The 25,303-nt window shown below is 33.2% G+C and carries 16 protein-coding genes; 7 read left to right on the top strand and 9 right to left on the bottom strand.

The features are described 5' to 3' along the window. Positions 1–147: 147 nt before the first annotated feature. From QWY99_RS07060 to QWY99_RS07045, 4 genes are all read right to left on the bottom strand, one after another. The gene (locus QWY99_RS07060; protein ID WP_290263110.1) at positions 148–1,674 is read right to left on the bottom strand and encodes a CshA/CshB family fibrillar adhesin-related protein; all 1,527 of its coding nucleotides are present in this window, start codon (positions 1,672–1,674) and stop codon (positions 148–150) included. A 93-nt stretch (positions 1,675–1,767) separates the two neighbouring features. After that, positions 1,768–4,944, bottom strand: coding sequence for a beta strand repeat-containing protein (locus QWY99_RS07055; protein ID WP_290263108.1), 3,177 nt, complete (start codon positions 4,942–4,944; stop codon positions 1,768–1,770). Positions 4,945–5,493: 549 nt separating this feature from the next. Beyond that, complete coding sequence (locus tag QWY99_RS07050; RefSeq protein ID WP_290263106.1) at positions 5,494–6,561, bottom strand: helix-turn-helix domain-containing protein; 1,068 nt, start codon at positions 6,559–6,561, stop codon at positions 5,494–5,496. A gap of 23 nt (positions 6,562–6,584) precedes the next feature. Beyond that, on the bottom strand, positions 6,585–7,487 hold the full coding sequence (locus tag QWY99_RS07045; protein WP_290263104.1) for an AraC family transcriptional regulator: 903 nt from the start codon (positions 7,485–7,487) through the stop codon (positions 6,585–6,587). A gap of 1,536 nt (positions 7,488–9,023) precedes the next feature. Between QWY99_RS07045 and QWY99_RS07040 the strand changes: the two genes are divergently transcribed. The 7 genes from QWY99_RS07040 (at position 9,024) to QWY99_RS07015 (ending at position 18,136) form a co-directional block, all read left to right on the top strand. Next, entirely contained in the window at positions 9,024–10,601 is a 1,578-nt protein-coding gene (locus QWY99_RS07040) for a phage tail sheath family protein (protein WP_290263102.1), read from the top strand. Between the two features lie 50 nt (positions 10,602–10,651). Then, positions 10,652–11,119, top strand: coding sequence for a phage tail protein (locus QWY99_RS07035; RefSeq protein WP_290263099.1), 468 nt, complete (start codon positions 10,652–10,654; stop codon positions 11,117–11,119). Beyond that, positions 11,109–11,573 carry a phage tail protein gene (locus QWY99_RS07030; protein WP_290263098.1) on the top strand — a complete coding sequence of 155 codons (465 nt, stop codon included), beginning with the start codon at positions 11,109–11,111 and terminating at the stop codon, positions 11,571–11,573. The genes QWY99_RS07035 and QWY99_RS07030 overlap by 11 nt, the downstream gene beginning before the upstream one ends. Positions 11,574–11,576: 3 nt before the next feature. After that, positions 11,577–11,735: a DUF5908 family protein gene (locus QWY99_RS22250; RefSeq protein ID WP_353960579.1), complete on the top strand. Its 159-nt coding sequence runs from the start codon at positions 11,577–11,579 to the stop codon at positions 11,733–11,735. Positions 11,736–11,966: 231 nt separating this feature from the next. Then, on the top strand, positions 11,967–13,766 hold the full coding sequence (gene vgrG, locus QWY99_RS07025) for a type VI secretion system tip protein VgrG (protein ID WP_290263096.1): 1,800 nt from the start codon (positions 11,967–11,969) through the stop codon (positions 13,764–13,766). Between the two features lie 39 nt (positions 13,767–13,805). Then, positions 13,806–14,108: a PAAR domain-containing protein gene (locus QWY99_RS07020; RefSeq protein WP_290263093.1), complete on the top strand. Its 303-nt coding sequence runs from the start codon at positions 13,806–13,808 to the stop codon at positions 14,106–14,108. A 1,247-nt stretch (positions 14,109–15,355) separates the two neighbouring features. Further along, complete coding sequence (locus QWY99_RS07015) at positions 15,356–18,136, top strand: outer membrane beta-barrel protein (protein WP_290263091.1); 2,781 nt, start codon at positions 15,356–15,358, stop codon at positions 18,134–18,136. Between the two features lie 342 nt (positions 18,137–18,478). Here QWY99_RS07015 and QWY99_RS07010 read toward each other — a convergent pair whose 3' ends face one another. The 5 genes from QWY99_RS07010 to QWY99_RS06990 form a co-directional block, all read right to left on the bottom strand. Beyond that, positions 18,479–20,341 carry a type VI secretion system baseplate subunit TssF gene (locus QWY99_RS07010; protein ID WP_290263090.1) on the bottom strand — a complete coding sequence of 621 codons (1,863 nt, stop codon included), beginning with the start codon at positions 20,339–20,341 and terminating at the stop codon, positions 18,479–18,481. 228 nt (positions 20,342–20,569) lie between these two features. Continuing rightward, on the bottom strand, positions 20,570–21,514 hold the full coding sequence (locus QWY99_RS07005) for a DUF2931 family protein (protein ID WP_290263089.1): 945 nt from the start codon (positions 21,512–21,514) through the stop codon (positions 20,570–20,572). A 101-nt stretch (positions 21,515–21,615) separates the two neighbouring features. After that, on the bottom strand, positions 21,616–22,560 hold the full coding sequence (locus QWY99_RS07000; RefSeq protein ID WP_290263088.1) for a DUF2931 family protein: 945 nt from the start codon (positions 22,558–22,560) through the stop codon (positions 21,616–21,618). Between the two features lie 101 nt (positions 22,561–22,661). Next, entirely contained in the window at positions 22,662–23,606 is a 945-nt protein-coding gene (locus tag QWY99_RS06995; RefSeq protein ID WP_290263087.1) for a DUF2931 family protein, read from the bottom strand. 73 nt (positions 23,607–23,679) lie between these two features. Beyond that, positions 23,680–25,302 carry a phospholipase effector Tle1 domain-containing protein gene (locus QWY99_RS06990; protein ID WP_290263086.1) on the bottom strand — a complete coding sequence of 541 codons (1,623 nt, stop codon included), beginning with the start codon at positions 25,300–25,302 and terminating at the stop codon, positions 23,680–23,682. Between the last annotated feature and the right edge of the window lies 1 nt (position 25,303).

Below are 25,303 nucleotides of genomic sequence, written 5' to 3'. Positions count from 1 at the left end.
GATTCATAACATATGTAGTCCTCTTGACTTTGGGCTTTTAAACTTTCAACTTACTTATGTTTCTATTTAATGAAGTTTTGCTCATTAATCGATTCCTTTACTTCGTAAATCAGCTATTTTATTTAGCTAAAGCGATTACATTGCTTATTATTTCCCTTTATTAGGTAACATTGGGTTCGTGATAGCTGGTCCAAGAATTTGGATATGATGATCTTCTACTTCTCCTCTAACACTATTCGAATAAGGCGTAACCTCATTTTCAGGTTCTTGATGTAATCGTAAACGCACATAGGTAGAATAAGGGCTTCTTGTGGTTGGAATCGTCCATTCTAAAGTTGCAGTACCATTTGGGTTAGCTGTGACGGCTACCGTCCTTCTCTCCTTTGCGTCATCCTCAAAAGTTCCATTTCTATTGAAATCAATCCATCCGGTTATAAATCCATTAACATCTGATTTATAAGGAATCACTGCTGTAATCTTATTTCCGGGTTTGTATACCACTTTATATGAAAAACGTTTGTACTCTTCTGGCCAAGCATCTTCTTCACTGGTACCAAATCCATCCAAATCTGCACCTTTAGAATGAATAGGACTGTTGTTTAATTTTCCTGGAGCGGTGCCTAAATACATTTTATTATCTTCTAATAATTCGCCAACTGTATAGGTTGTTGAATTAATATTGCTTTGCGTTATGTTTGTCGAACCAGCAGCTAGATAGGGAATCTTATCAGATTTAAAGCTAATATTCTGCAGTGTATGTAAAGGAGATCCATACGATTCAGGCGCATCTCCTAAGTCTGCGTTAGGTGCTAACAAACCAAAAGCTACTGCAGTTGTACCTCCACCACGCATCGTTACATCAAATGTTACAGAGTAGTCTGGCAAAGCATAGGCTGTTTCATTAAACTTCAAAAAAGTAACTGCCATTGCACCTGCGTTATTTCCTATCCCTAGTCGAATTTTCTTTTTAGTCGAGCTAGTAACATCATACTTGGACACATAGTAATTACCTGAATTGGTTTGATTAGCCTCTACAATATTCCAATCTCCATCTGCAATAACTTCTAAGTATTCCCCTCCATCCATTGACTCTGCATCCCCAACCACCATTCCTTCCAAACGTACAGGGTCATTCCCAATAAATGCTCTACATTTTATAGTGAACAAGGCTGTTGTGGCATGACCAGTCCCATTAGCAATTCCACTTATCAGCTTATTATTATTGGTGCTATTAGTCTCAGTCTTTCCTATACCTCCTATATTATAAAAATCATCTAAATAATCCCCTTTCCAATTCCCTGAAGCGTAAGAAACTATTCCAGCCGACTTAGCCTCATCATTTACGCTAGTAATCTTAATTGCTGTAATCTCTGCTTCTACATAATAAAATTTATTAGACCCTAATGGAATTTTAGCTCTAGATTTTGACCCCACTGCTAATTTTGTTCCGTGCTTTCCGTATCGGTTCGAATTGTCCAATGTCAATGTTTGCCCTGACGCTAAATCGGGGGTTCCCCAAGTGAGCCAAAGTACTTTGTCTTTATATAAACTACTTCCATCAGTTGCAAAAGCAGCTGTTACTGCCTGATTAGGAGTAAAACCCTGTGCCTTAACATTGGTCTGTATCAAACCGATAGTAAGAATTAATAAGGTACTTTTAAAAATATTTTTCATCAAAATAATTGTTTTTTTAATAGTGATGAAGCTATTATGAGCAAATATCCATCTCGGTTTGTGAGATTTTTAAAGCTCATGATGGCTTCATCATTATGGTTTTACTGCAAACACAATGTTCATGAACGAACCGATTGTTACTTCAGCAGTAGGTTTTATTGTGTAAGTCAGCACACCTGAATCAGTGATATTTACGTTATCAAATACAGTATTATCATACCATGTAACATAATAATCCAATTCAGTAACAGGTAAAACTGGTAAAGCTGTAGTTCTAGTCGCATTTGCTTTGCTTGATGCTGCAACGGTCATCCCAAACTGTTTTGTATAACTACCATATAATTGCACAGTAAATGTACCAGCTGTTACTGAAACTATAGTTGCATCGGTTATTTGATCAGCTGCTGTTGGCATTACAATTGAAGGCATGTAGAAAAACTTAGGCATCGCTGCTTTTAATGCCCTAACAACTCCTGCATCATTAACAGCCATTAAATAGTCTTTAGCTCCAGCTGTTGTGTTTTGCACTTTTTGGTTATCCAAACCAGTTATAGCTAAAGTATTGGTTGCATCTGTTCCAATAGCCGTTGCCTCACTTAAGGCTCCACCTAATTTAATGTCTAAACCATCTTTATGTAAACCGTTTTTAGCAGTAACAGTTATTGTAGCTTGGTTTACCCATATTGGAGCACCTGTGTTATCAGTTGTAAGAACTTGGTTATTCCCAGCAGGAGCAATCTTATCTGTAGTAACTGCATTATTAGCTAGTTGAGTAGCGGTAATCCCACCAGCTGCAACTTGAATCCCTGCATTAGCTAAAAGCTTTGCAGCTCCATCTGTACCGCCAGTAAATTCTAATCCACCCGCAACTGTTAAACTCCCTTTATCAGCTAAGTTCGTAGTTGAAATAGTTTTGTAAGTAACTGTTCCATCTCCATTTGCTGTAGCAATTTGACCTGAAGTTGCAGTTCCTGATCCTAATTTATCTGCTGTAACAGCTTTATTGGCTAAGTCAGTAGTAGTGATTGTTCCGTCTAAAATTTTATCCGAAGTAATTGCATCAGCTCCAACTTTTGCATTGGTTACTGCACCGTCTGCAATCTTATCTGTAGTAATTCCTCCATCAGCGATTGACAACGCTGCATCAAGTAAAACAGATTTTGCTAATGCATTTGTTCCATTTACTTTTATAATTCCATCTGTAGTAACTCCTTTTGTGCTAGTGATATTCGCATCTGTAATCGCGATATCTTTATAAGTAACTGTTCCATCTCCATTTGCTGTAGCAATTTGACCTGAAGTTGCAGTTCCTGATCCTAATTTATCTGCTGTAACAGCTTTATTGGCTAAGTCAACAGTAGCAATCGTTCCGTCTAAAATTTTATTCGAAGTAATTGCATCAGCTCCAACTTTTGCATTGGTTACTGCACCGTCAGCAATTTTATCTGTAGTAATTCCTCCATCAGCGATTGACAACGCTGCATCAAGTAAAACAGATTTTGCTAATGCATTTGTTCCATTTACTTTTATAATTCCATCTGTAGTAACTCCTTTTGTGCTAGTGATATTCGCATCTGTAATCGCGATATCTTTATAAGTAACTGTTCCATCTCCATTTGCTGTAGCAATTTGACCTGAAGTTGCAGTTCCTGATCCTAATTTATCTGATGTAACAGCTTTATTGGCTAAGTCAACAGTAGTGATTGTTCCGTCTAAAATTTTATCCGAATTAATTGCATCAGCTCCAACTTTTGCATTGGTTACTGCACCGTCAGCAATCTTATCTGTAGTAACTGCATTAGTAGCTAGTTGAGTAGAAGTAATTCCTCCATCAGCGATAGACAATTCTGCATCAAGTAAAACAGATTTTGCTAATGCATTTGTTCCATTTACTTTTATAATTCCATCTGTAGTAACTCCTTTTGTGCTAGTGATATTCGCATCTGTAATCGTGATATCTTTATAGGTTACTGTTCCGTCTCCATTTGCTGTAGCAATTTGACCTGAAGTTGCAGCTCCTGATCCTAATTTATCTGCTGTAACAGCTTTATTAGCTAAGTCAGCAGTAGTGATAGTTCCGTCTAAAATTTTATCCGAAGTAATTGCATCTGCTCCAACTTTTGCATTGGTTACTGCACCGTCTGCAATCTTATCTGTAGTAACTGCACTATTCGCTAGTTGAGTAGAACCAATTCCTCCTGCAGCGATTGATAACTCTGCATCAAGTAAAACAGATTTTGCTAATGCATTTGTTCCATTTACTTTTATAATACCATCTGTAGTAACTCCTTTTGTATCAACTAAGTTCGTAGCCGAAATATCTTGATAAGAAACTGTTCCGTCTGCATTAACTGTAGCAACTTTCCCTGCTAAAGCTCCATCAGCACCTAATTTATCTGCACTTACTGCACCAGCAGCTAAATCTGCGGTAGCGATTGTTCCGTCTAAAATTTTATCCGAAGTAATTGCATTGTTAGCTAGCTGCGTAGAACCAATTCCACCAATGGCAACTTGAATACCAGCATCAGCTAAAAGCTTTGCAATTCCATTTGTACCACCTGTAAATTCTAACCCACCTGCCACTGTTAAGTCACCTTTATTGGTTACTATCGTTGTAGCCAACTCATCAATAGCTGATTGAACATTAGAAGCCGTTAATCCTGAAGCTGTATTGTCAAATGCACTAGCACTTGCATTGGTATCAATCGAAGTGATAGTGTTTCCAGCAGCATCAATAAAAGTATAAACACCATCAACAACACTTACTTTGGTTGTATTAGCATCGATGATTACCGGAGTTCCTGCTTCGTTGTTGTAAGTATAAGTACCGTTATTATTATTAACTAATTCAGTTACTGTTTCATTTGTTTTAACAAGATTTTCAAAATTTATTACTTGTATATTTCCAGCGTTATTAATGTAACTAAAGTCATTTATCGTTGGATTGAAAATAACATTTGATTGCGACGATCCTAAATCAGAAGCGATACTGATTCTATTCCAACGATCTTCAAACCAATAATAATAACCTGGCTTAACATCTGCAGTTGTGGCAGTGTTAAAAACTAGTAAGCTATTTACATTTCCTTTTGATATCGTTAAAATATCAGTCGTGCTTGTTAATTTTAACCTTGGTATCAGTATTCCTCTATTCTCGGCTACAACGTCCAATTGTGATGAATTGTCAGGCATAGATGTACCAATACCAACTTGGCCATAAGCACCTGTCAAAACTAAAAGAAATAGTAACTGAAGTAATCTTTTTTTCATAATTTTATTATCTTTTAAATATTTCTACTTTTTTATAAAAAGAAAAGACACCTAGCATCTTTTAATGTAAGCACCTCTTATTTTATAAAAAAAACAAACGAGACCAACAAAAATGCTTTCTCGTTTTTCACGTTTTAATTTTTCGCAAATTTAATTCTAACTAGAACGAAAATGAGTGCCAAATTTTTAGGACATACTACGTGCTAAAAATACGACTCGTTTATTAACAACTAAAAAAGAAGCAATTAGCTATATTACAATCTTGGATCGATTAATAAAATACAGCTAAGGGTTAGTTGTAATGGTTTTGTATTTAAGGATCGTTTTTTCGTAAGGAATTATAAGTTAGAAGTACCAACGATAAGGATTGAAGGTATAATTTAGTTGAGTTTTTAATTGCCTAAGAATTCAAACACATTAGATCCTTTGCTTTTTTGCACAATATAGTAGTCCAAATTATCTATCGAATTCAGGTTTATAGTTAAATAAAAATACCAGGTCATAGGAATACAACTCTGTAAAATACTAATGGACTAAATAGATTATACATTACTTCTGGGAAGAATATTCTGAAGGAGAAATCCCTACAATCATTTTGAAGTGACGATTAAAAGAAGTTTTAGAATTAAAACCACTCATAGGAATTAGTGTATCTATTTTGACATTTTCTGTTTGATCAATTATAGTACATGCATAATTTACCCGATACGTATTGACAAATTGATTAAAATTTTTGCCAATCCGCAAGCTAAACAATTGAGTCAAATGGTAACTTGGAATTTTCATTTCTTTGGATAATTTGGCCACTGAAAGGTCTGTATCTAAGAAAATCTTACATTCATTCATAATATGATACAGCTTTTGCTCATATAGATCCAATTGTTCTTCGGTAATTTTAACTTTTTTATATTTATTCTTATTCAAAGCTTTAATAGAATCAGAAGATGATTCTTCTATGTCCCAATTATTTATTTTTCCTTTTTTCCTGACGAGAAATATAAAAATATAAATGATCATCAATAACATAGTAAAATACACAACCAATCTGGACTCATACATAGTATAATTTCCTGTAACACGAACCACATGAAAAAAAAGAGCAATGAAGACTAAAAATAACCCCATTGTAATTACAAACTCTTTTATTTCAATGAATGCAGGTTTATCGACAAACCTTTTCTTTTGAAAAATGGCAGCCACCACATAACCCAAAAAAGAAAGCATTACAACTTTGTCAAATATTTTTATATCTAATGCTAGATAATACGCTCTTACCTCCGTATTAAATAAAAGTAAAAAATAAAAAATAAAAATAAAAATAAAAGGACTCAAGTGTACCAACCAAGTGTACGGTTTTAAATGTCTATTTTGTAATCTTAAGACTAAATAATAAAACAAAGGCCCATATAATAAATTATAAGCTCCAGAGGTACTTATATAGGCAATATCAGATGTAAAGAGTTCGCATAACAAAATATGAAAACATTGTATAAAAAACAAAATCAGATAAAGGCATACTACTTTATAGAAAAAAAAACTTTCTTTATTTTTAACAATATACCACAAACCAGCACAGCAGAAAAAAAGAATAAGTAGTAAACAAATTTTTAAAATCATTGCAAACGTTTCTTATGAAATAGTTATATAAGACATCGGTACTCCGAAGGCAAACAGCCCGTGTATTCCTTAAAATACTTATTAAAGGTCGATTTGCTATTAAAACCACACTCGAAGGCAATCGATTCTATGGTTAAATTGCTATTCTCTTTGATAAGTTTTTTTGCATATTTTATTCTATACTCGCTAATTAATACGTAAAAACTTTTATGCATATAGGAATTGAACAGTATTGACAATTGATGCTTTGGTATGTTTATCTTTTCAGAAAGCAATTTAAGAGAAATACCTTGTTTCAGGAATAATTTTGATTCGGTCAAATAAACATGCACCGCTTTTTCATATTCTTCCATTATCTTGGAGTTTTCTAACGCATTTGGAAATGTTTCGTAAACTCTTTTAGCCTCTTTCTTATTTTCGACAACATAATACAATCCAATCAGAAAGACACCACCAATCAGCATGTTAACTAAATAGAGTGGATTGAAATTTAATACATCAATGACATTAATGCTTTCCAAAAATGAAACTATAATAAAAACCCAACAGATGCAATAAATGATCCATAGTAAATATAATAATTCATCATTTAACATAGCATTTTCTAATTTTAGATACTTCTTTCTGAAATAGAAAGCCAAAAAATATCCAGTCATAGAAATAATGGTTAGCAAATAATTAGTAGTTGTTAATAATCTTAAAAACTCATTATTCTCTCCATTAAAATAGTAATTAAATAATAAATAACAACAACTAAAAGGTAGCACAAGATGAAAAGCAAATGCTTTTGCTGGAATTCTGTAAATAATTCCGTACATGATTGGTCCATAGAAAAGAGCTAATGGCAATGGCAAAAAATAAAAACTTACAAAATGTAAAGATAAAAATACCAAAGAAAATTTTATATATGTAGTTGATTTCTGCATTTGTAGCATTAAAATTATAAAAGTACACACAAACTTATCTTGCAATCTATACTTGTGTACTATTCTGAAACCAGCCTCTGCATATAATCTCGCTAGAAAGACAGTTAATTAAACAAATGAAATGAAAGTGTCAAGAAAAGACCATTTGAAGTTTTACAAAAAAACAATCATAATAAGTAAGTTAACATTCTATTCAAATTCTTCTTACGATTTAAAAAAAGCAGGAAATTCATAACGGCAAAAATACAAAAAAAGAATAAAAGCCAGTAGATAAATCGGCAAAACATCTGTTTTAACGCTGAAATGCATTTTAATTGTTAACAAGATGAATTTTTACGTTAAGACGAAGAAGCTTTATCAATTACTTTCTCGATTGCTAACTAAGTACCCAAAAATACTTCCTTACTTTACTAGGTCGAAGGTGGAATCATTCATTGGCAAAATATGTTAAAACAGCTCCTTTGGCAATTGTAGTTTTTAAACCTGAGAATTAGAGACGAGAGCTGAAAAAACCAGTCAAAGTAACCACGCACCGTTACGATTCAATTTTGGTCAATTACTCTCTTTTAAAAGTTTGTCATCAGCTGAATGGTTTAAAATTACTTAGAAGTTATTAGTTTTGAAGAGATGTATAATTACGTTACTCCTTCCGAGGCAATTTTATAATAAACGGTTCCATATAAAGAATTGAACAGAAAATGGTGTTATTATAAAAGAATCAAAATAATTCTTAAAGAGATTCAAACTACAAAAACTAATACCTATAAAAATCTAGTATCAATTTTTTACTTTTCCAGCATCAAATACAACTTTTACATCTGTTGTGTTGATTTGCTAATATTTTTAAGTTTCTCTGTTCTCGAAAATGTATTGTGTATGTATTTAAATCTAGCAATTTTCCTGAAAAGTTTCTACAGGTGTATTTCAATGCAAGGATAGTTGCGGACGTATTGTATTATAAATTAGTATGTCCAGATACTAAAGAACGCTTTTCACGGCAGATTCAATTAAGAATATAAAAAGTAAAAACAGGTATTAATACTAAGAGTAATATCTCCAATTTTTCATAAATTCACACATTCAAATAGAAATAGACCAACGTTTTAAAAAACTTACAACTGTATAATAAAGTACGTTTTTCTTTATGACTGTTAAAAAAAAAAGAGTCCAATTATTCATAATAATAATAATAATAATAATAATTAGATATAAAAAAAAATTGATGACAAGTAAAAACTGCATTATAACATTTTTTTCTTATCATCTTAAATTAAGTTTTAACTTTAAACTAATACAAGAGTAATAAAGCACTCCTTTTTTCATCTAGGGGAAACTTTATGAAAATGAGTGAATTACCAAAATACAAATTTGATTTAGTAGATAAATCAACTATTAGCAATCAAAAAGGAAAACAATTTTTAAAAGTTTACCAAATCCCAAACCTAACAACATAGGTCTTGAGGAAAAAAACAAAGAAAAAATAGTTACATCACCCATGTAAGCATATATGATTAATAAAGATAAATATGAAAAACCATGATTGAGTCTAACATTAAATCACCAGGTGTCTACATTAATGAATTAAATGGCTTTCCTAATTCAGTATTTCCTGTTGCAACTGCAGTACCTGCCTTTATTGGCTATACTCCCACGGCATCGTATAAAGGAAAATCATACACAAATGTGGCACAAAAGATCACTTCTTTTGCAGAATTTCAGGCTATTTATTGTTTCCCAGACCCTGCTCCTCCTGCAAGTCCTGCCAAACAATATACTCCGGAATATTATATGGTAAAACAAAAAAGTCAGCCAACCAAAGGGGATTATATGCTAATTGATAATGCATATTACTCTATTGTTCCAGACCCTAATACTATATATTATTTGTACAATAGTATCAAATTGTTTTATGAAAATGGTGGCGGTGATGCTTACATTGTATCCGTAGGTCCTTATGGTGCACCTTCAAAAAACCCAATGACTCCAGGAGACCAAATTGTAAATCCAAATGTACAATTAGCTGATTTGAAAAATGGTTTATCCATACTCTTAAATGAGCAAGAACCTACCATGTACATATGCCCAGAAGCAACTTTACTTACGATAGACAACAACGGTACCTTGATGCAACAAATGTTATTGCAATGTACACAAATGCAAACAGCTGTTGCTATTTTTGATATTATAGGAGGTCGAAATCCTGATCCAATCATGTATCCAAATGATATTGAAACTTTTAGAAACAATACAGGTTCACAAGGTTTAAATTATGGAACAGCTTATTATCCTTTTATAGGAACGACAATAATGCAAAATCAAGATATAGACTATACTAACTTATTTGGTGGTGATACAAAACAGCTTGAAGCATTATTAAATCCTGGAGATAATCCCAATCCAAGTGTAGCAAGTATTATGACTAACATCAACAATCCTTCCTCAGGACTAAGTGTTACACAAAATAACAATGCATTAATAAACTCCAGCAAAACCTATAGTCTTATGGTTAAGCATATCTTATTTGATGTCAATATTTTACCTCCAAGCGGTGGGATGGCCGGAGTTATTGCTACAACAGATAACCTAGAGGGAGTTTGGCAAGCCCCAGCAAATACTTCTATAGTGGGAGTCTCTTCTTTACCTATTCGTTTATCGGAAACGCAACAAGGCGGTCTAAATGTAGATGCTGTTTCTGGAAAATCGATTAATGCCATTCGCTTTTTCAATGGTCTTGGAATTTTAATTTGGGGAGCAAGAACTTTAGATGGGAATAGTCAGGACTGGAGATATCTTTCGGTTAGAAGAACAATGACCTTTTTAGAGCAGTCATGTAAACTAGCAGCTAACGCTTATGTTTTTGAACCAAATGATAAAAACACCTGGGAAGCTGTAAAAGCAATGATTGGAAGCTTTTTGACCTCTATTTGGAAAGAAGGGGGCCTTCAGGGGGCATCGGCTTCAGATGCGTTTTCTGTTGCTTGTGGATTAGGAACTACCATGACATCAGAAGATATTTTAAATGGATTTATGAAAATTACTATCAAAGTAGCTATAGTTCGTCCAGCTGAATTTATAGTACTAACTTTTCAACAACAAATGGCAACTTCTAGCTAGACAGAAAAAAAATATAAATAAAATTATAATCAATCTAAAAACAAAATACTATGGCAGCAGATGACGGAAGTCTAGAAGGCGCAACATGGCCCATGCCAAAGTTTCGATTTGAAGTAGATTTAGGAACTGAATTAACAAAAGTAGCATTTCAAGAAGTATCTGGAATGGATGTTGAAAACCAAATCATTGAATATCGAAAAAGTAATAGCCCTCTTTTTTCAACAGAAAAAATGCCAGGCATTACAAAATATGGAAACGTTACTATGAAACGAGGAGTTTTTGTAAACGATAATAGTTTTTGGAATTGGCATGCACAAGTAACTATGAATACTATCAAAAGACGAACTGTTATTATTCGTCTATTAGATGAAAAAGGAGGAACTACTATGCAATGGCAATTAAACAATGCCTGGCCTACCAAAATTACAAGTACCGATTTAAAATCAGATGGCAATGAGGTAGCGGTAGATACAATAGAAATTGCACACGAACAATTAGTAATTACTAATGGCAAATAATTGTCCAGTAGGTTTTTACTTCGAACTCTCTTTTAAGGGTGAAGATGCCGCCTTCAAAGAAGTATCCGGTATCTCAAAAGAGTTGAGTATGGAAGAGGTAGTATGTGGTGCGGAGAATCGATTTAACTATCCTATCCCTACTATTACTACCAGTCAAAACCTTGTACTTAAAAGAGCACTCATACCAGAAGGTTCTAAATTAATTGACTGGTGTGCAAGTACATTAGACGAAGGTCTAGCTAATTCCATAACAACACACGATGTTTCGGTAAACTTGTTTAATTCTGATGGCTTCATTTCGGTAATGTGGACGTTTTACAATGCGTATTCCGTAAAATATTCAGTATCTGATTTAAAATCTCAGGAAAATGAACTTGTAATAGAATCTATCGAGTTAGCCTATACCTACTTTGTCATAACACCCGATAGCTCAATTGCCGACTTATTTACTTAGCGTATACCTATAGAAATTAGAGAATTAATTATAAAAACTGAAATAGTTTCTAAAGATAGTTTCAAAAATGATAATGCTAATGAAGCCGAAATTCAACTGTTAAAAAGACAATTACTTGAAGAATGCAAAAGAATGATCGCAGAACGAACAAAGAAAAAATAGCTATAAAAGATAAACACAAACACTATGGGGGCGAGTTTAGAATTAATGAAAATAATAGGATATACCGACGAAAATTTTTAACAAGCTTTCGCAGGACAACCCTATACTGTTATGATTAATCCAGATACTATAAAATGGCAGAGAGGCATCGAATATAATGAACAGCAACCGCCCAATACCAGCGCTCCTTCACAAAAATTAATATTTCCTCCAATAATTCAACCTATATAAATGGCAACTCAAACAAAAATTGTGTCTGGAAACACAGCAACATTTACGATCAAAATTAATGGTACATCAATTCCCAATGAATTGAATGTGCTGTCTATACATATAAATAAAGCTGTAAATAGAATTGCAATTGCAAAAATAACCATCCTTGATGGAGAAGCAAATACAGGAAAGTTTGATGTTAGTTCATCCTCAACTTTTGTGCCAGGTGAGAAAATAAGCATTGAGTGTGGCTATGATTCTAAAAATGAAATTGTTTTTCAAGGAATCATTACAAGCCAGTCCATTCGCATTGATGACATTGTAGGCGCTGCTCTTGAGGTAGAATGTAGGGATGAAGCAATAAAAATGATTGTAGGCAGAAAAAGTTTAACCTTTAACAATCAAAAAGATAGCGATATAATAGCCACAATCATTGGTACTTATTCGGGTTTAAAAGCAAAAGTCTCTCCTACTGCTACTAATTGGCCTGGACAAGTACAATATTATGTGAGCGATTGGGACTACATTATGGCTCGTGCTGAAAGCAACGGAATGTTAATTACCACTCTTAACGGAACTGTTACAGTAGCACCACCTGACGCAAATACAAATTCTGTTTTGAATGTATCCTATGGAAACGGGTTGATGCAATTTAATGCTACAATGAACGCTATTACACAACTAGATACTGTAAAAGCAAATACCTGGGATTTTAAAAATCAGGCTTTAGCTTCTATGCAATCTACTAATGCTAAAGCCGGACCAGGAAATATCTCCTCTAAAAAACTTTCAGAAGTAGTTGGCTTAGCCGACTATCAAATACAAACCACAGCCCCACTTGAAAATGCCGATTTGACAAATTGGGCAAAGGCGCAACTCATAAAAAGTGAGTATTCTAAAATTCAAGGAGAAGCAAAATTTCAAGGTACCAATTTAGTGAATCCTGGTAATTATATCACTTTAACCGGAATTGGTGATCGCTTTAGTGGAGATCATTTTATTTCTAGCGTAACTCACGATTTATCCGAGGGGAACTGGATCACCGAAATAAGCATCGGTCTTTCTCCACTTTGGTTTACAGAAGAAACTGATGTTATGGCTCCTTCTGCCTCTGGTTTATTACCTGGTGCAAGAGGCATTTTTAACGGAACGGTAAAAAAAATAGACAGCGATCCTGATTCACAATACCGGATATTAGTAACTATTCCTCTATTTGACACTAATGGAGAAGGAATTTGGGCGCGTCTCTCTAATTTTTATTCAACAAATGGTGCCGGTGTTTTCTTTTTACCCGAAGTAGGTGATGAAGTTATAATTGGATTTTTAAACGAAGACCCCAGATACCCTGTTATCTTAGGCAGTCTATATAGTAGTTCTAAATTAAAACCTTACGAGGGCTTAACTCCAAACGAAAAAAATAGTATTAAAGCCATTGTTTCAAAATCTAAAATTGCCATTGAATTTGACGATGAAAATGTAGTCTGGACACTTAGCACTCCCAATAAAAACACCATAATTGTAAGTGATAAAGACAAAGAAATTACCATTAAAGATCAAAATGATAATAGCATCATTATGTCTAGTAGCGGAATTACCATTAAAAGCGCAAAAGACATCAATATTGAAGCCACTCAAAATGTTAATATTAAAGGAAATCAAGGTATTAACATCGCTTCATCAGGAGGTGATGTTGCTATTAAGGGAATAAATATAGAAGAAACAGCACAAAGCCAGTATACTGCAAAAGGAAATTTAAACGCCGAAGTACAAGGTGGTGCACAATTAGTTCTAAAAGGGGCTATGGTAATGATAAATTAGAAGTTGACTTAAGAATTTTATAATCCAAATAAAAATAATATGCCACCAGCAGCACGAATAACCGATTTTCATCAATGCCCTATGCAAACACCAGCATTTCCAGCTCCTATTCCACATGTTGGAGGTCCTATAATAGGGCCAGGAGAACCTACTGTTTTAATTTGCAAATTACCCGCCGCAAGAGTTGGTGATATGTTAGTGTGTGTAGGGCCTCCAGATTCTATTGTAAAAGGTTCATCAACCGTCATGATTGGGGGTATGCCTGCTGCAAGAATGGGAGATGCAACTGCACATGGTGGAAGTATTGTATTAGGAGCTTTAAATGTAATGATAGGTGGATAATAATGCTATAAAAACTAAAGAAGAGAATCATTTTTTGGGTTTTGGATGGTCTTTTCCTGTTACTTTTTCAGCAGGAAATCAGCAGCTAAACCTCTCTGGTTAAGAACAAAATGTGAATAAATCTTTGCGAATAATTTTACTTACAAATACAGGTGAACCCAATTTAAGCTCAAGATTTAGCTCAGGATCCCAACAGTTTTTCTTTAGAAAATAGATGAAACATTGAAGAGAGAAATTGCAGATATAGTCGGATTTTCATTATTACACAATGAACCCAGAATAACTTTACAAGAAATCATAGTTACTTATACTGCTATTTTAGCTGGACTTATAGTAATACGAATTGTATATGTTTTCAATCAAACCAATACAAGACACAATAATATTTTTCCTTTTTACATAAAAGAAGGAAACAATTTTAGGAAGCAGATAAATGAATACATTGAATCAAAATACTATTTTAACTTCGGTAGAAGCCGCATTGGTTCCCTGCTCCTATCGCGACACTTTTATAATAAACGGTTCCATATAAGGAATTGACCTGAAAATGTTATTATTCTAAAAGGATCAAAATAAATCTTGAAGAGATTGAAGTCATAAAAAAACCAATACCGACGAAAATTGGGTATTGGATTTTTACTTTTCCATTATCTACTACAACTTTTACATCTATTGTGTTGATTTGCTAATATTCTTAATTTGGAAGGGATACTTTTTTTCCACAAAAACTTAAGGCTATTCATAACGATTAGAACTCAAGATTTTTCATCGACTTACGTTATTAGTGAAAATTGAAATTATTTTTTAAAATTTTGCTTCAAAAAATAGATGAATTAACAATTCAAATTATATCGTTCTTTGCACTCAAGACTCTATTTTCATACTTAATTTTAAAAAAAAATTTCGTGGCTACATCTTGGCATAGTGTCTTTTAAAAATTAACGCACGTAGTGTAAACAGACATTCCCGAGCTTAGGTTCGAATCCTGCTCTCCCCACTAAAAAGTGCTGAATTATTTCAGGACTTTTCTTATGTCCAAAAAACACTGAAAATCTTTGTGAGATTAGGGATTAATACGAAAATCTCCATTTCAATATTTCCCCAAAATATTATGTATTGCCCCTATAACAGTTAAAATACAAAAAAAAATAGTTTCTTCAATACTATATGTTAAAGTTTAAAGAAATAACACAATTATTTAACAGTAAATTACTTAATTAGCCGCTTCTGAATAACTAAACCATTTTATGCTAAAATTTTACCATTTTCTCTTGCTGTTTTTTATGTGCTCTTACTTATCTGCTCAAAATTCAATTTCTCTAAAAGGAAAAATTATTGATGAAACTACAAAATTACCAATTGAATCGGCAACCGTTTATGTTTCCAATGCAAAAGACTCCACAGTCGTGGAATATACCATTACAGATAAATTTGGAAAATTTGATTTTAAAATAAAACAAAACAGCAATCCTTTATATTTAAAAATCTCGTTTGTTTCTTACCAGGATTACACAATTGATCTAAAAAAGAATGAAACAATTAAAGACTTTGGTACAATTTCCCTAAAAGAAGAAATAAAATCACTAGACGAAGTTGTTGTAAAAAGTCAGGCTCCACCCATACGCATTAAAAAAGATACCTTAGAATTTAATGCATCATCGTTTAAGGTTCGTCCAGATGCTAATGTAGAAACGTTATTAAAACAACTACCAGGAGTTGATATCGGTTCCGACGGAAAAATCACAGTCAACGGAAAAGAAGTCAACCAAATTCTGGTAAACGGAAAACCATTTTTTGATAAAGACGGAAAAATTGTTTTGCAAAATTTACCTTCAGACATCATTAAAAAAGTTCAGGTTACCGACACCAAAACCAAGAAAGAAGAAAAAACAGGTGCATCTTCCAGTTCTAATAATGCCAGCATTAATCTAACCATCGATGAGAATAAGAACAAAGGATTATTTGGTAAATTTATGGCAGGAACAGGTTCTGATTCTCGTTATGAAAGTAGTGCACTTATTAATTATTTTAAAAACAAAAGAAAACTTAGTGTACTTGCTTCCTCCAATAATATCAATTCTATAGGCTTTTCAATGGATGAAGTTTTTGACAATATGGGAGGAGGACGAAACAGTAATGTCTGGATGAATAGCAATGGTACATTCGGTATAAACGGAAGACAGTTTGGAAGCGCTAATGGAATAACTCGTTCTGATTTAGTCGGAATAAATTACTCCGATGAATGGAGGAAAAACTTAGATGCCACTTTAAGCTATTTTTATTCTGGGGGCAATACTAAAAATGATAACGTAACTAATCTAGTTAATTTTTTACCTTCTGGAGATTTTCTTACTAAATCAACTTCTAGCTCAAATGAAGACCGTTATACACATAACGCAACATCCGTTTTTGAGTTTAAAATAGACTCTACAGCATCTATTGTAATTGAGCCTAATTTCACCAAAGCTAATTCGAAAAAAGAAATTCAATCAGAACAATTTTCATACGATGCCCAAAATGCCTTGCTAAATTCAAGTACATCTAATAATTTTTCTGAAAATGATTTAAACAGCTTTACCAATACATTGTCTTTTACTAAGACTTTTAAAAAGAAAGGCAAAAATTTAAGTGTCGTTTTTAAAAATGAAAATACAGTCAATGAAAATGATGATTATATCAAATCAAAAACGGTGTTTAATCAAACCTCGGACCCAGATGATATACGAAACCAATTAAATGAAACTAAAATCAAAAATGATAATTACTACACCGAAATTGAGTTCACCCAACCCATTACAGACTCTCTAAAAATAAAATTAGGGACTGAATATAAATTCAACAAAAAGAAAGACAATAGAGACTCCTTTGACTATGATGATAATACACAATCCTATACTATTGCAAACGCTGAATTAACAAACATTTTCAATTCCACCGAGAAAACAGTTACACCAAACATGGGTATTATTTTAAAAAAGAAAAAAATAAATTTCGATTTGAACTTAGGTACAACCATAATCGACTTTGATGTTAACAGCGATTACATGACTGTTAATACAAGTTTAAATAAAAAGTACGCATTGCCGTATGCAAATGCTTATGGGTCTTATGCTTTTTCAAAAGCTAAAAATTTATATGCAAATTACAGTTATCAATACAGTCTTCCTACTGCAAGACAAGTGCTACCAATAGAAGATTTAGCAGATCCTCTAAATACTTATATTGGAAATCCTGAAATTGATTTAAATAAAAATCATAGTCTTTACTTATCGTATCGAAATTTCGATTATGCTACTCGCTCTGGTTATGGATTTTATACAGGCGGAAATTTATATGAAAATCAAATTGTTGCCTCTGTAAATTATGATGAGAATAGGAAACGAACTACAACCTACGAGAATGTTAACGGGACCTATAATTCTTGGTTAGGTTTATATTGGAACAAAACAATCAAAAAAGAGGCCCATACTTTTAAATACGAGTTAAGAATAAATAATAACTTCGGCTACTCAAAAGGATTCACAGATGGGCAGTTGTTTACTGCAAAATCCTATGTTTTGTCACCACGTTTAAATTTCACTTACGATTATGGAGAACTGTTAACCGTAAATCCATCTTATAATTTTTCTTACAATAAAACAAATTATACCAATTACAATGTTAATCAGGCAGATTATCTAACACATAAACTCAACCTTCAAGTGACGAATTATTGGCCTAAAAACTGGACATTCGGAAACGACTTTGGATATACCTATAACTCTAATATATCCCCTGGATTTAAAAAAGATTTTTTCTTATGGAATACGAGTTTGTCTTATAGTTTTTTCAATAAGAAATTCATGGCAAAAGCAAAAGTATATGACCTTCTTAACCAAAATCAGAGCGCTACAAGATCGATAACACCAACAACTATAAGAGACGAAGAGAATACGGTATTGAAACGCTACGTAATGTTCTCATTAACGTACAAGATTCAGAAATTTGCAGGTAAAGAAAAAAAATCAAACGGAATGTTTCGATATTAAAACTAAAAAAAAGTAACTCTTCTAAAATTATGCACTCTTTAACAATACTTTTATAATAACAAGCTTCTATAAATTTAATTTAAAAAGCAATAATTTAAATTTAGTAACAACAAACGGAAAGAGCACCTTTTAAAATCAACAATTGTAGTATAGGCAAGAGTTTACAAGTTTGAGTTCAAATCTTACTTCCCATACAAAAAGCACTGAATAGGACATGCCCCAAAAAGTTAAAGACTATTTGGGGCATTTTTTATGGAAAGAAAATCTAAGTAAAATTGAGAAACAATTCAAAAATCATCATATAATATTTCTCCACAACAATGTATCAGAATCCATCTTTATTTAAATCTTCCTTTCGTTAATGCTCTCATTTTCTATAAACAAACGATAAGGAAATACATTTGAAGATCTGTTCTTTAAATTCTTCATGAAACTATCGCACAAATAGTCCCATTCTGTAGCTGACAAATATTCTTTCTCAATTAAATTTACAATTAAATGTATATCTACTGTTCTACTAAATCCTGCTTTTACAGAAATTTCTTTTCGCGTTCCTTTTTCTATTTTAACTCCTGTTATACAACTCTTAAAATGATTAAGACTAAAAGCCTTTATATCTGCAAATGTTACAATTCTACCTCGAGTCAGTAAAGCATTTCGATACGCTAAAATACGGTCTTTATTGTTTTGTTTATTCAATCCTCCCACTGTATTTGTAACTAATACCGATTCCTTACTTACAAAAGAAAAATCATCTTTACTTTCTAATACAGTTCCCGCTTTAATATCATTTCCTTCTTCTGCACAAGTTGACCAATAATTTATTGAAAATGATTTTCCTACTGACTCATCTATTTTAGGCTTAATCATTAAATATGGGGCATTATTTTTAGAAAAACTACTTTCTTTTGCTTGTTGTTCCACAGAAGCTAATAACTGATTAATTTCAACCAAAGAACTATTCATAAAATCTTTTCCTAACCCTGCAAAAGAAGAACTCTCATCTTTTAGTAAATCCAATACATTTTGAAGTAATTCAGAAGCACTTCTTGAATCAAATCTCGAAACACCACCAGTTCTTAAAACCGCATTTCCTTCTTCTATAACACCGTCTTTAAACTCTTTTATTTCGTAATGATTATTGTATCCATCAACAACAGTATCTACATCGAGATAAATATTATCATCTGTTTCAAGAGCTACGTAAGATAAATAATCACCAAGCGCCTTATTTATTGTATGCTTTTTTTTATTAATTACTGGAAAACAATTTGCAGTAAAAGATACATTATCTAAAATTTGGGGAATCAGTGATTCTGGAAAAATTAATTTAATCCAAATTACAGGATTATTGTTTTTATTTGTTACATCCTCAAAATATTTATACTCTACATCATATTCCTTCATTTCTTTATGCTTTAACGGCCCTTTGAAAGTATAAAAATTATCAAAATAATACTCATTTACTTCCTGCATTACTTCGCTTAGATGCGTATAATTACGATTAATAATACTTTCTATATCTAAATGATTTATTGGTACATTATAACCTTCTTCTACTGTAACTTGCAAATTGTCATGAAAACATTTCATTTGTTTTAAATAGTAATGAAACATCTCTTTTTGGTGTGTATTTTTAATGTCAATATATAACATCAAATCTTCTAACTCCAAAACATTGGTATTCTTCAATTCTACACCTAAAAAAACCTCCCCAGAAGGCAATGAATGTCTATAGTCACGAACTGAATCTTTATAAAAAATATTAGAAACTTCATATAGATTTCTTTCGTATGCAATATACCTCACTTCTGCAGAAGACAATTTAATCTCTATCGTGGGTGAAAGCACAATCTCTTTAGTAATAGGAGCTAATGGATTGTAAATATTATGAATCCTTCTGCCAACCACCATTTGGTTGTGCAAAGAAACTTTCATATTATTTTCCAATGGCAAAGCATGCATAATTGCTCTCGAAGGTTTTGTTCCAGCTGTAACTTCTGGGAACATAATTTCAAGAACTCTTTCAACCACACGGGTTTTAGAATTTTCTAGTTCATCTGCAACTTTTTCTAATTCATATGATAATGCATTAAGCATCATCGATACAACAGGATCAAATGATGTTTCCATTTCCACGTCTGAAAAGCCCCACGATCTTGCGGCTCTTTTTAATACCCTATCTTTTATACGTTCTTGTCTCATTCTTAGTTTTTCTAACTTAGTGGTTAGTTATTTTTCTTAAATCAAATTATTTTAGTAAAATAATTTGATTTAAGATCCATTTTTTCAATAGTCTATAGCCTCTAATCCTATCGTAGAAAAAGATACTTCAAACCTTTTCTCAATATTTTAGCTCTTTATCTTCATGCAAAACAAATAGTTGCACCTGTTAGTAACATAGCAACCAAGAGATGAATTACATATTTTTAATCAATAAGACTCTTTATACATGACTGAACCTTTATAAATTCGTACACTGTCTACTTCAACAGGTTTGTTATTTAAAAACAATTCTAGCTTTCTATTATCCTTGCTTATTTTCACCTCAAATTCCTGTTTATCTTCGGGCTTGAAGTTTTTAAATTTCTCGAAAATCACTTTCTCATTCAAAAAGATATTACCTCGAAAACGTTCATAAAAACCTGTTTCCCAATCCATTTCCAAAATTTGAGGTAGCGCACGATTATCATAACTCGTAGCAGGTCTGGAAGGCATAAAAATGATGTTTTTTTCTCCATTGTAATTGATAAAACAATACCTAAACAGACGCAAGTTGGGATTTTCATTTTGCATTACTACCCTAAAAGTATACCGCTGGCGATACATATCCCATCTGGCACAGGAAGCATTTGGCATAAAATCCCGTTCTTTTACCTCTTCGCGATTCATCGACCAGTTTCTAAAAAGCCTCGTCTCCAGTTCTGCGTCCTCTTTAATAACTTCTGCCTGATAACGTCCTAGCTCAATCCTCATAACGCCATATTCTTTCCAAACCACCACCATACCCTGAGGAGCAAAACCAAAAATTAATCCTGAAAATTTTTCGAATTTATGATCATTATACTGATAGGTTGTATCGACTGCTTTTTTCATCTCTTCTACAGGAAAATTTGTCTTAAGATGATAGAATTTATCTTCGTAACCGGCATAATAAATTACATCGGTACCTATAGGAGTACCATGTTGTGGCGTCCAGGCGGAGCTTGTATATCCCCAATTACCTGAAGACCCATCAAAAGGCAAAGTAGCAGGAATGCCCTCGAGTGTAATAATATCTCCTCTTACAAACTCTACACCGTATATATTTATATTACCATTTACCATTCCTATTGTTGGCTGACAAGCAGAACTCTGCCATTCGTATCTATTTTTCATGAGGTCATGTATATTAAAACCTATTTTTAGTATTAAGGCTCCTAGTATTAATAAAATTATTCTTTTTTGAAATTTACCCATAACAATACCTTACACTTTTATCAATAAGACTCTTTATACATGACGGAACCTTTATAAATTCGTACACTGTCTACTTCAACAGGTTCGTTATTTAAAAACAATTCTAGCTTTCTATTATCCTTGCTTATTTTTACCACAAATTCCTGTTTATCTTCGGGCTTGAAGTTTTTAAATTTCTCGAAAATTACTTTCTCATTCAAAAAGATATTACCTCGAAAACGTTCATAAAAACTTGTTTCCCAATCCATTTCCAAAATTTGAGGTAGCGCACGATTATCATAACTCGTAGCAGGTCTGGAAGGCATAAAAATGATGTTTTTTTCTCCATTGTAATTGATAAAACAATACCTAAACAGACGCAAGTTGGGATTTTCATTTTGCATTACTACCCTAAAAGTATACCGCTGGCGATACATATCCCATCTGGCACAGGAAGCATTTGGCATAAAATCCCGCTCTTTTACCTCTTCGCGATTCATCGCCCAGTTTCTAAAAAGCCTTGTCTCCAGCGCTGCGTCTTCTTTAATAACTTCTGCCTGATAACGTCCTAGCTCAATCCTCATAACGCCATATTCTTTCCAAACCACCACCATGCCCTGAGGAGCAAAACCAAAAATTAATCCTGAAAATTTTTCGAATTTATGATCATTATACTGATAAGTTGTATCGACTGCTTTTTTCATCTCTTCTACAGGAAAATCTGTCTTAAGATGATAGAATTTATCTTCGTAACCGGCATAATAAATTACATCGGTACCTATAGGCGTACCATGTTGTGGTGTCCAGCTTTTTCCAGAAACTCCCCAAAAGCCAGAAGATCCATCAAAAGGTAAAGTAGCAGGAATATCCTCGAGCGTAATAATATCTCCTCTTACAAACTCTACACCGTATATATTCTCATTACCATTTACCATTCCTATTGTTGGCTGACAAGTAGCACTTTGCCATTCGTATCTATTTTTCATGAGGTCATGTATATTAAAACCTATTTTTAGTATTAAGGCTCCTAGTATTAATAAAATTATTCTTTTTTGTAATTTACCCATAACAATACCTTACACTTTTATCAATAAGACTCTTTATACATGACGGAACCTTTATAAATTCGTACACTGTCTACTTCAACAGGTTCGTTATTTAAAAACAATTCTAGCTTTCTATTATCCTTGCTTATTTTTACCACAAATTCCTGTTTATCTTCGGGCTTGAAGTTTTTAAATTTCTCGAAAATCACTTTCTCATTCAAAAAGATATTACCTCGAAAACGTTCATAAAAACCTGTTTCCCAATCCATTTCCAAAATTTGAGGTAGCGCACGATTATCATAACTCGTAGCAGGTCTGGAAGGCATAAAAATGATTTGTTGTTCACCATTGTAATTGGTAAAACAATATTGGAATAACCGTAAATTTGGATTTTCATTTTGCATTACTACCCTAAAAGTATACCGCTGGCGATACATATCCCATCTGGCACAGGAAGCATTTGGCATAAAATCCCGCTCTTTTACCTCTTCGCGATTCATTGCCCAGTTTCTAAAAAGCCTCGTCTCCAGTTCTGTGTCCTCTTTAATAACTTCTGCCTGATAACGCCCTAGCTCAATCCTCATAACACCATATTCTTTCCAAACCACCACCATGCCCTGTGGAGCAAAACCAAAAATTAATCCTGAAAATTTTTCGAATTTATCGTTAAAGTATTGATAAGTTGTGTCGACTGCTTTTTTCATCTCTTCTACAGGAAAATCTGTCTTAAGATGATAGAATTTATCTTCGTAACCGGCATAATAAATTACATCGGCACCTATAGGAGTACCGTGCTGTGGCGTCCAGGCTGAGCTTGTATATCCCCAATTACCTGAAGACCCATCAAAAGGCAAAGTAGCAGGAATGCCCTCGAGTGTAATAATATCTCCTCTTACAAACTCTACACCGTATATATTTATATTACCATTTACCATTCCTATTGTTGGCTGACAAGCAGAACTCTGCCATTCGTATCTATTTTTCATGAGGTCATGTATATTAAAACCTATTTTTAGTATTAAGGCTCCTAGTATTAATAAAATTATTCTTTTTTGAAATTTACCCATGGTGAATTTCTCTTTTGCGTTTTTCTGCTGAAAGAACCTTATCAAACCTAGGCCCTAAACCAAACTTATCTACTTTTACCGACCAATGCAGATACTCGTTACGAAGTTTTTTTAAATCCTCTGGATCGATATAATCCAGGTAGCTTATTTTTTGTGATTCAGAAATATACTGTTGCACCTCTTTATCCTCTTTAATAGAATCGTTTCTGTGTGCCATAACAGCCCTACTGTAATTGGTTAACTGATTAAAAACACTAGCAATAAAAGGATCCGAAATGTTTGTTATTTTCTTTTTTTTAGCATCGTCATATTTTACGTCAAACTGTTTAGAGACCAATATCATTTTATTCAATGCTACTTTATCGTAAGTATTTTGCAAAAAACGGTTACCAACGAGATACGTTTTGTTTTTTTCATATTTAAAATCAATACTTAGTTCCTCTGGTTTGTACCATCCTTCGTCTACTAATATCTTTTTAAAAGCAACAGCATTTTTAATATCAGGAACTGTTTCACGGCCTTGAATATAGGTCTCGGTATAAGTCTCGCCATAAACAACAGAACGTTCTTGGCTATTGGGCAGGTATGAACCGCCAATATCCGAGTGCACACCAGGAAGAGTTAATTCGAGACCCCGTAAACCCGAACTTCGAATATCGGTTAAATCGAAATTTTCACGGTATTCATCTGCCGCAGATAGCTGAAAAACCATCAATGCTTTTTTTATTGCATTAAGTCCCAAATCTCTTACATCATTATTATGATTAAAACCGTAGGACGAAACCGTATCGTATAAGCCAACAAAATTGAAAACTATTTTTTTTACCTCATATACATCATTAGCAACCAGCGATTGTCCAAAATAACCATGCTCTATTAGTAAATGCTTGGGATAAGGGGCTTTTAGATTTTCCTCATTTTTAGGATAGCTAAAAGGGAAGTTTCTTCCCGGAAGATAAAACAAACCATTAGCCGAAATTTTGGCTCTATACGATTCATTTGTAATATGCAAAAAATGTCTCGCAGTAGCTGCGCCACGGCTAAAACCAAATACGTTTATCGTCAATAAATCAATAGGTCTCATTATAGAAGCTTTTTTAATTTCTATTGCTCCTAATTCACAGCCTCTTTTTACTTTATCTGATATACCTGTATACCAAAACCCTGCACTTTGTGCAATACCAATTGGCAGGGTATCATCTGTCTTTAAATCGGTTGTACCCACCCCTTCAACATATACTTTCAGTTGTTTAGGGTTATCTATAGCAGTCGCCGCATACGCTCTTGCCACATTGGTATATTCATTTTCATAACTATCATCCTTTTTGTTTGATTTTTTATGATAGGCACTATCATTCTTCTCCCGAGCTTCAGTATTTGTTTTATTATTGGTAGTGCCATCAAAAAAAATATTCAGGGTAAGCTCCAACCTGTTCGTCATGGTATCAGCAGGATGTAAAGGTTCATATTCTTTATGAACAACACCTCCTTCTCCTCCGTCCCAATTATTTTCCGTAGCGGCATTAATAGTAAAATCACCTTCTGTAGCATGTAAATCCATTACTCCTCTGGTGGTATTCTTCATCTCTCCACCAATAATTCTTATAATACTCATA

This window comes from Flavobacterium branchiarum, from assembly GCF_030409845.1.
GTDB lineage: Bacteria > Bacteroidota > Bacteroidia > Flavobacteriales > Flavobacteriaceae > Flavobacterium > Flavobacterium branchiarum.
The sequence above is the reverse complement of the archived record's forward strand: the minus strand, read 5'-3'. Positions and strand labels throughout refer to the sequence as shown.

What these genes read in the sequence shown, in the direction of transcription:
- QWY99_RS07060 (WP_290263110.1), bottom strand. Translation starts at nt 1,674, where the DNA reads ATGAAAAATATTTTTAAAAGTACCTTATTAATTCTTACTATCGGTTTG.
- QWY99_RS07055 (WP_290263108.1), bottom strand. Translation starts at nt 4,944, where the DNA reads ATGAAAAAAAGATTACTTCAGTTACTATTTCTTTTAGTTTTGACAGGT.
- QWY99_RS07050 (WP_290263106.1), bottom strand. Translation starts at nt 6,561, where the DNA reads ATGATTTTAAAAATTTGTTTACTACTTATTCTTTTTTTCTGCTGTGCT.
- QWY99_RS07045 (WP_290263104.1), bottom strand. Translation starts at nt 7,487, where the DNA reads ATGCAGAAATCAACTACATATATAAAATTTTCTTTGGTATTTTTATCT.
- QWY99_RS07040 (WP_290263102.1), top strand. Translation starts at nt 9,024, where the DNA reads ATGATTGAGTCTAACATTAAATCACCAGGTGTCTACATTAATGAATTA.
- QWY99_RS07035 (WP_290263099.1), top strand. Translation starts at nt 10,652, where the DNA reads ATGGCAGCAGATGACGGAAGTCTAGAAGGCGCAACATGGCCCATGCCA.
- QWY99_RS07030 (WP_290263098.1), top strand. Translation starts at nt 11,109, where the DNA reads ATGGCAAATAATTGTCCAGTAGGTTTTTACTTCGAACTCTCTTTTAAG.
- vgrG (WP_290263096.1), top strand. Translation starts at nt 11,967, where the DNA reads ATGGCAACTCAAACAAAAATTGTGTCTGGAAACACAGCAACATTTACG.
- QWY99_RS07020 (WP_290263093.1), top strand. Translation starts at nt 13,806, where the DNA reads ATGCCACCAGCAGCACGAATAACCGATTTTCATCAATGCCCTATGCAA.
- QWY99_RS07015 (WP_290263091.1), top strand. Translation starts at nt 15,356, where the DNA reads ATGCTAAAATTTTACCATTTTCTCTTGCTGTTTTTTATGTGCTCTTAC.
- QWY99_RS07010 (WP_290263090.1), bottom strand. Translation starts at nt 20,341, where the DNA reads ATGAGACAAGAACGTATAAAAGATAGGGTATTAAAAAGAGCCGCAAGA.
- QWY99_RS07005 (WP_290263089.1), bottom strand. Translation starts at nt 21,514, where the DNA reads ATGAAAAATAGATACGAATGGCAGAGTTCTGCTTGTCAGCCAACAATA.
- QWY99_RS07000 (WP_290263088.1), bottom strand. Translation starts at nt 22,560, where the DNA reads ATGAAAAATAGATACGAATGGCAAAGTGCTACTTGTCAGCCAACAATA.
- QWY99_RS06995 (WP_290263087.1), bottom strand. Translation starts at nt 23,606, where the DNA reads ATGAAAAATAGATACGAATGGCAGAGTTCTGCTTGTCAGCCAACAATA.
- QWY99_RS06990 (WP_290263086.1), bottom strand. Translation starts at nt 25,302, where the DNA reads ATGAGTATTATAAGAATTATTGGTGGAGAGATGAAGAATACCACCAGA.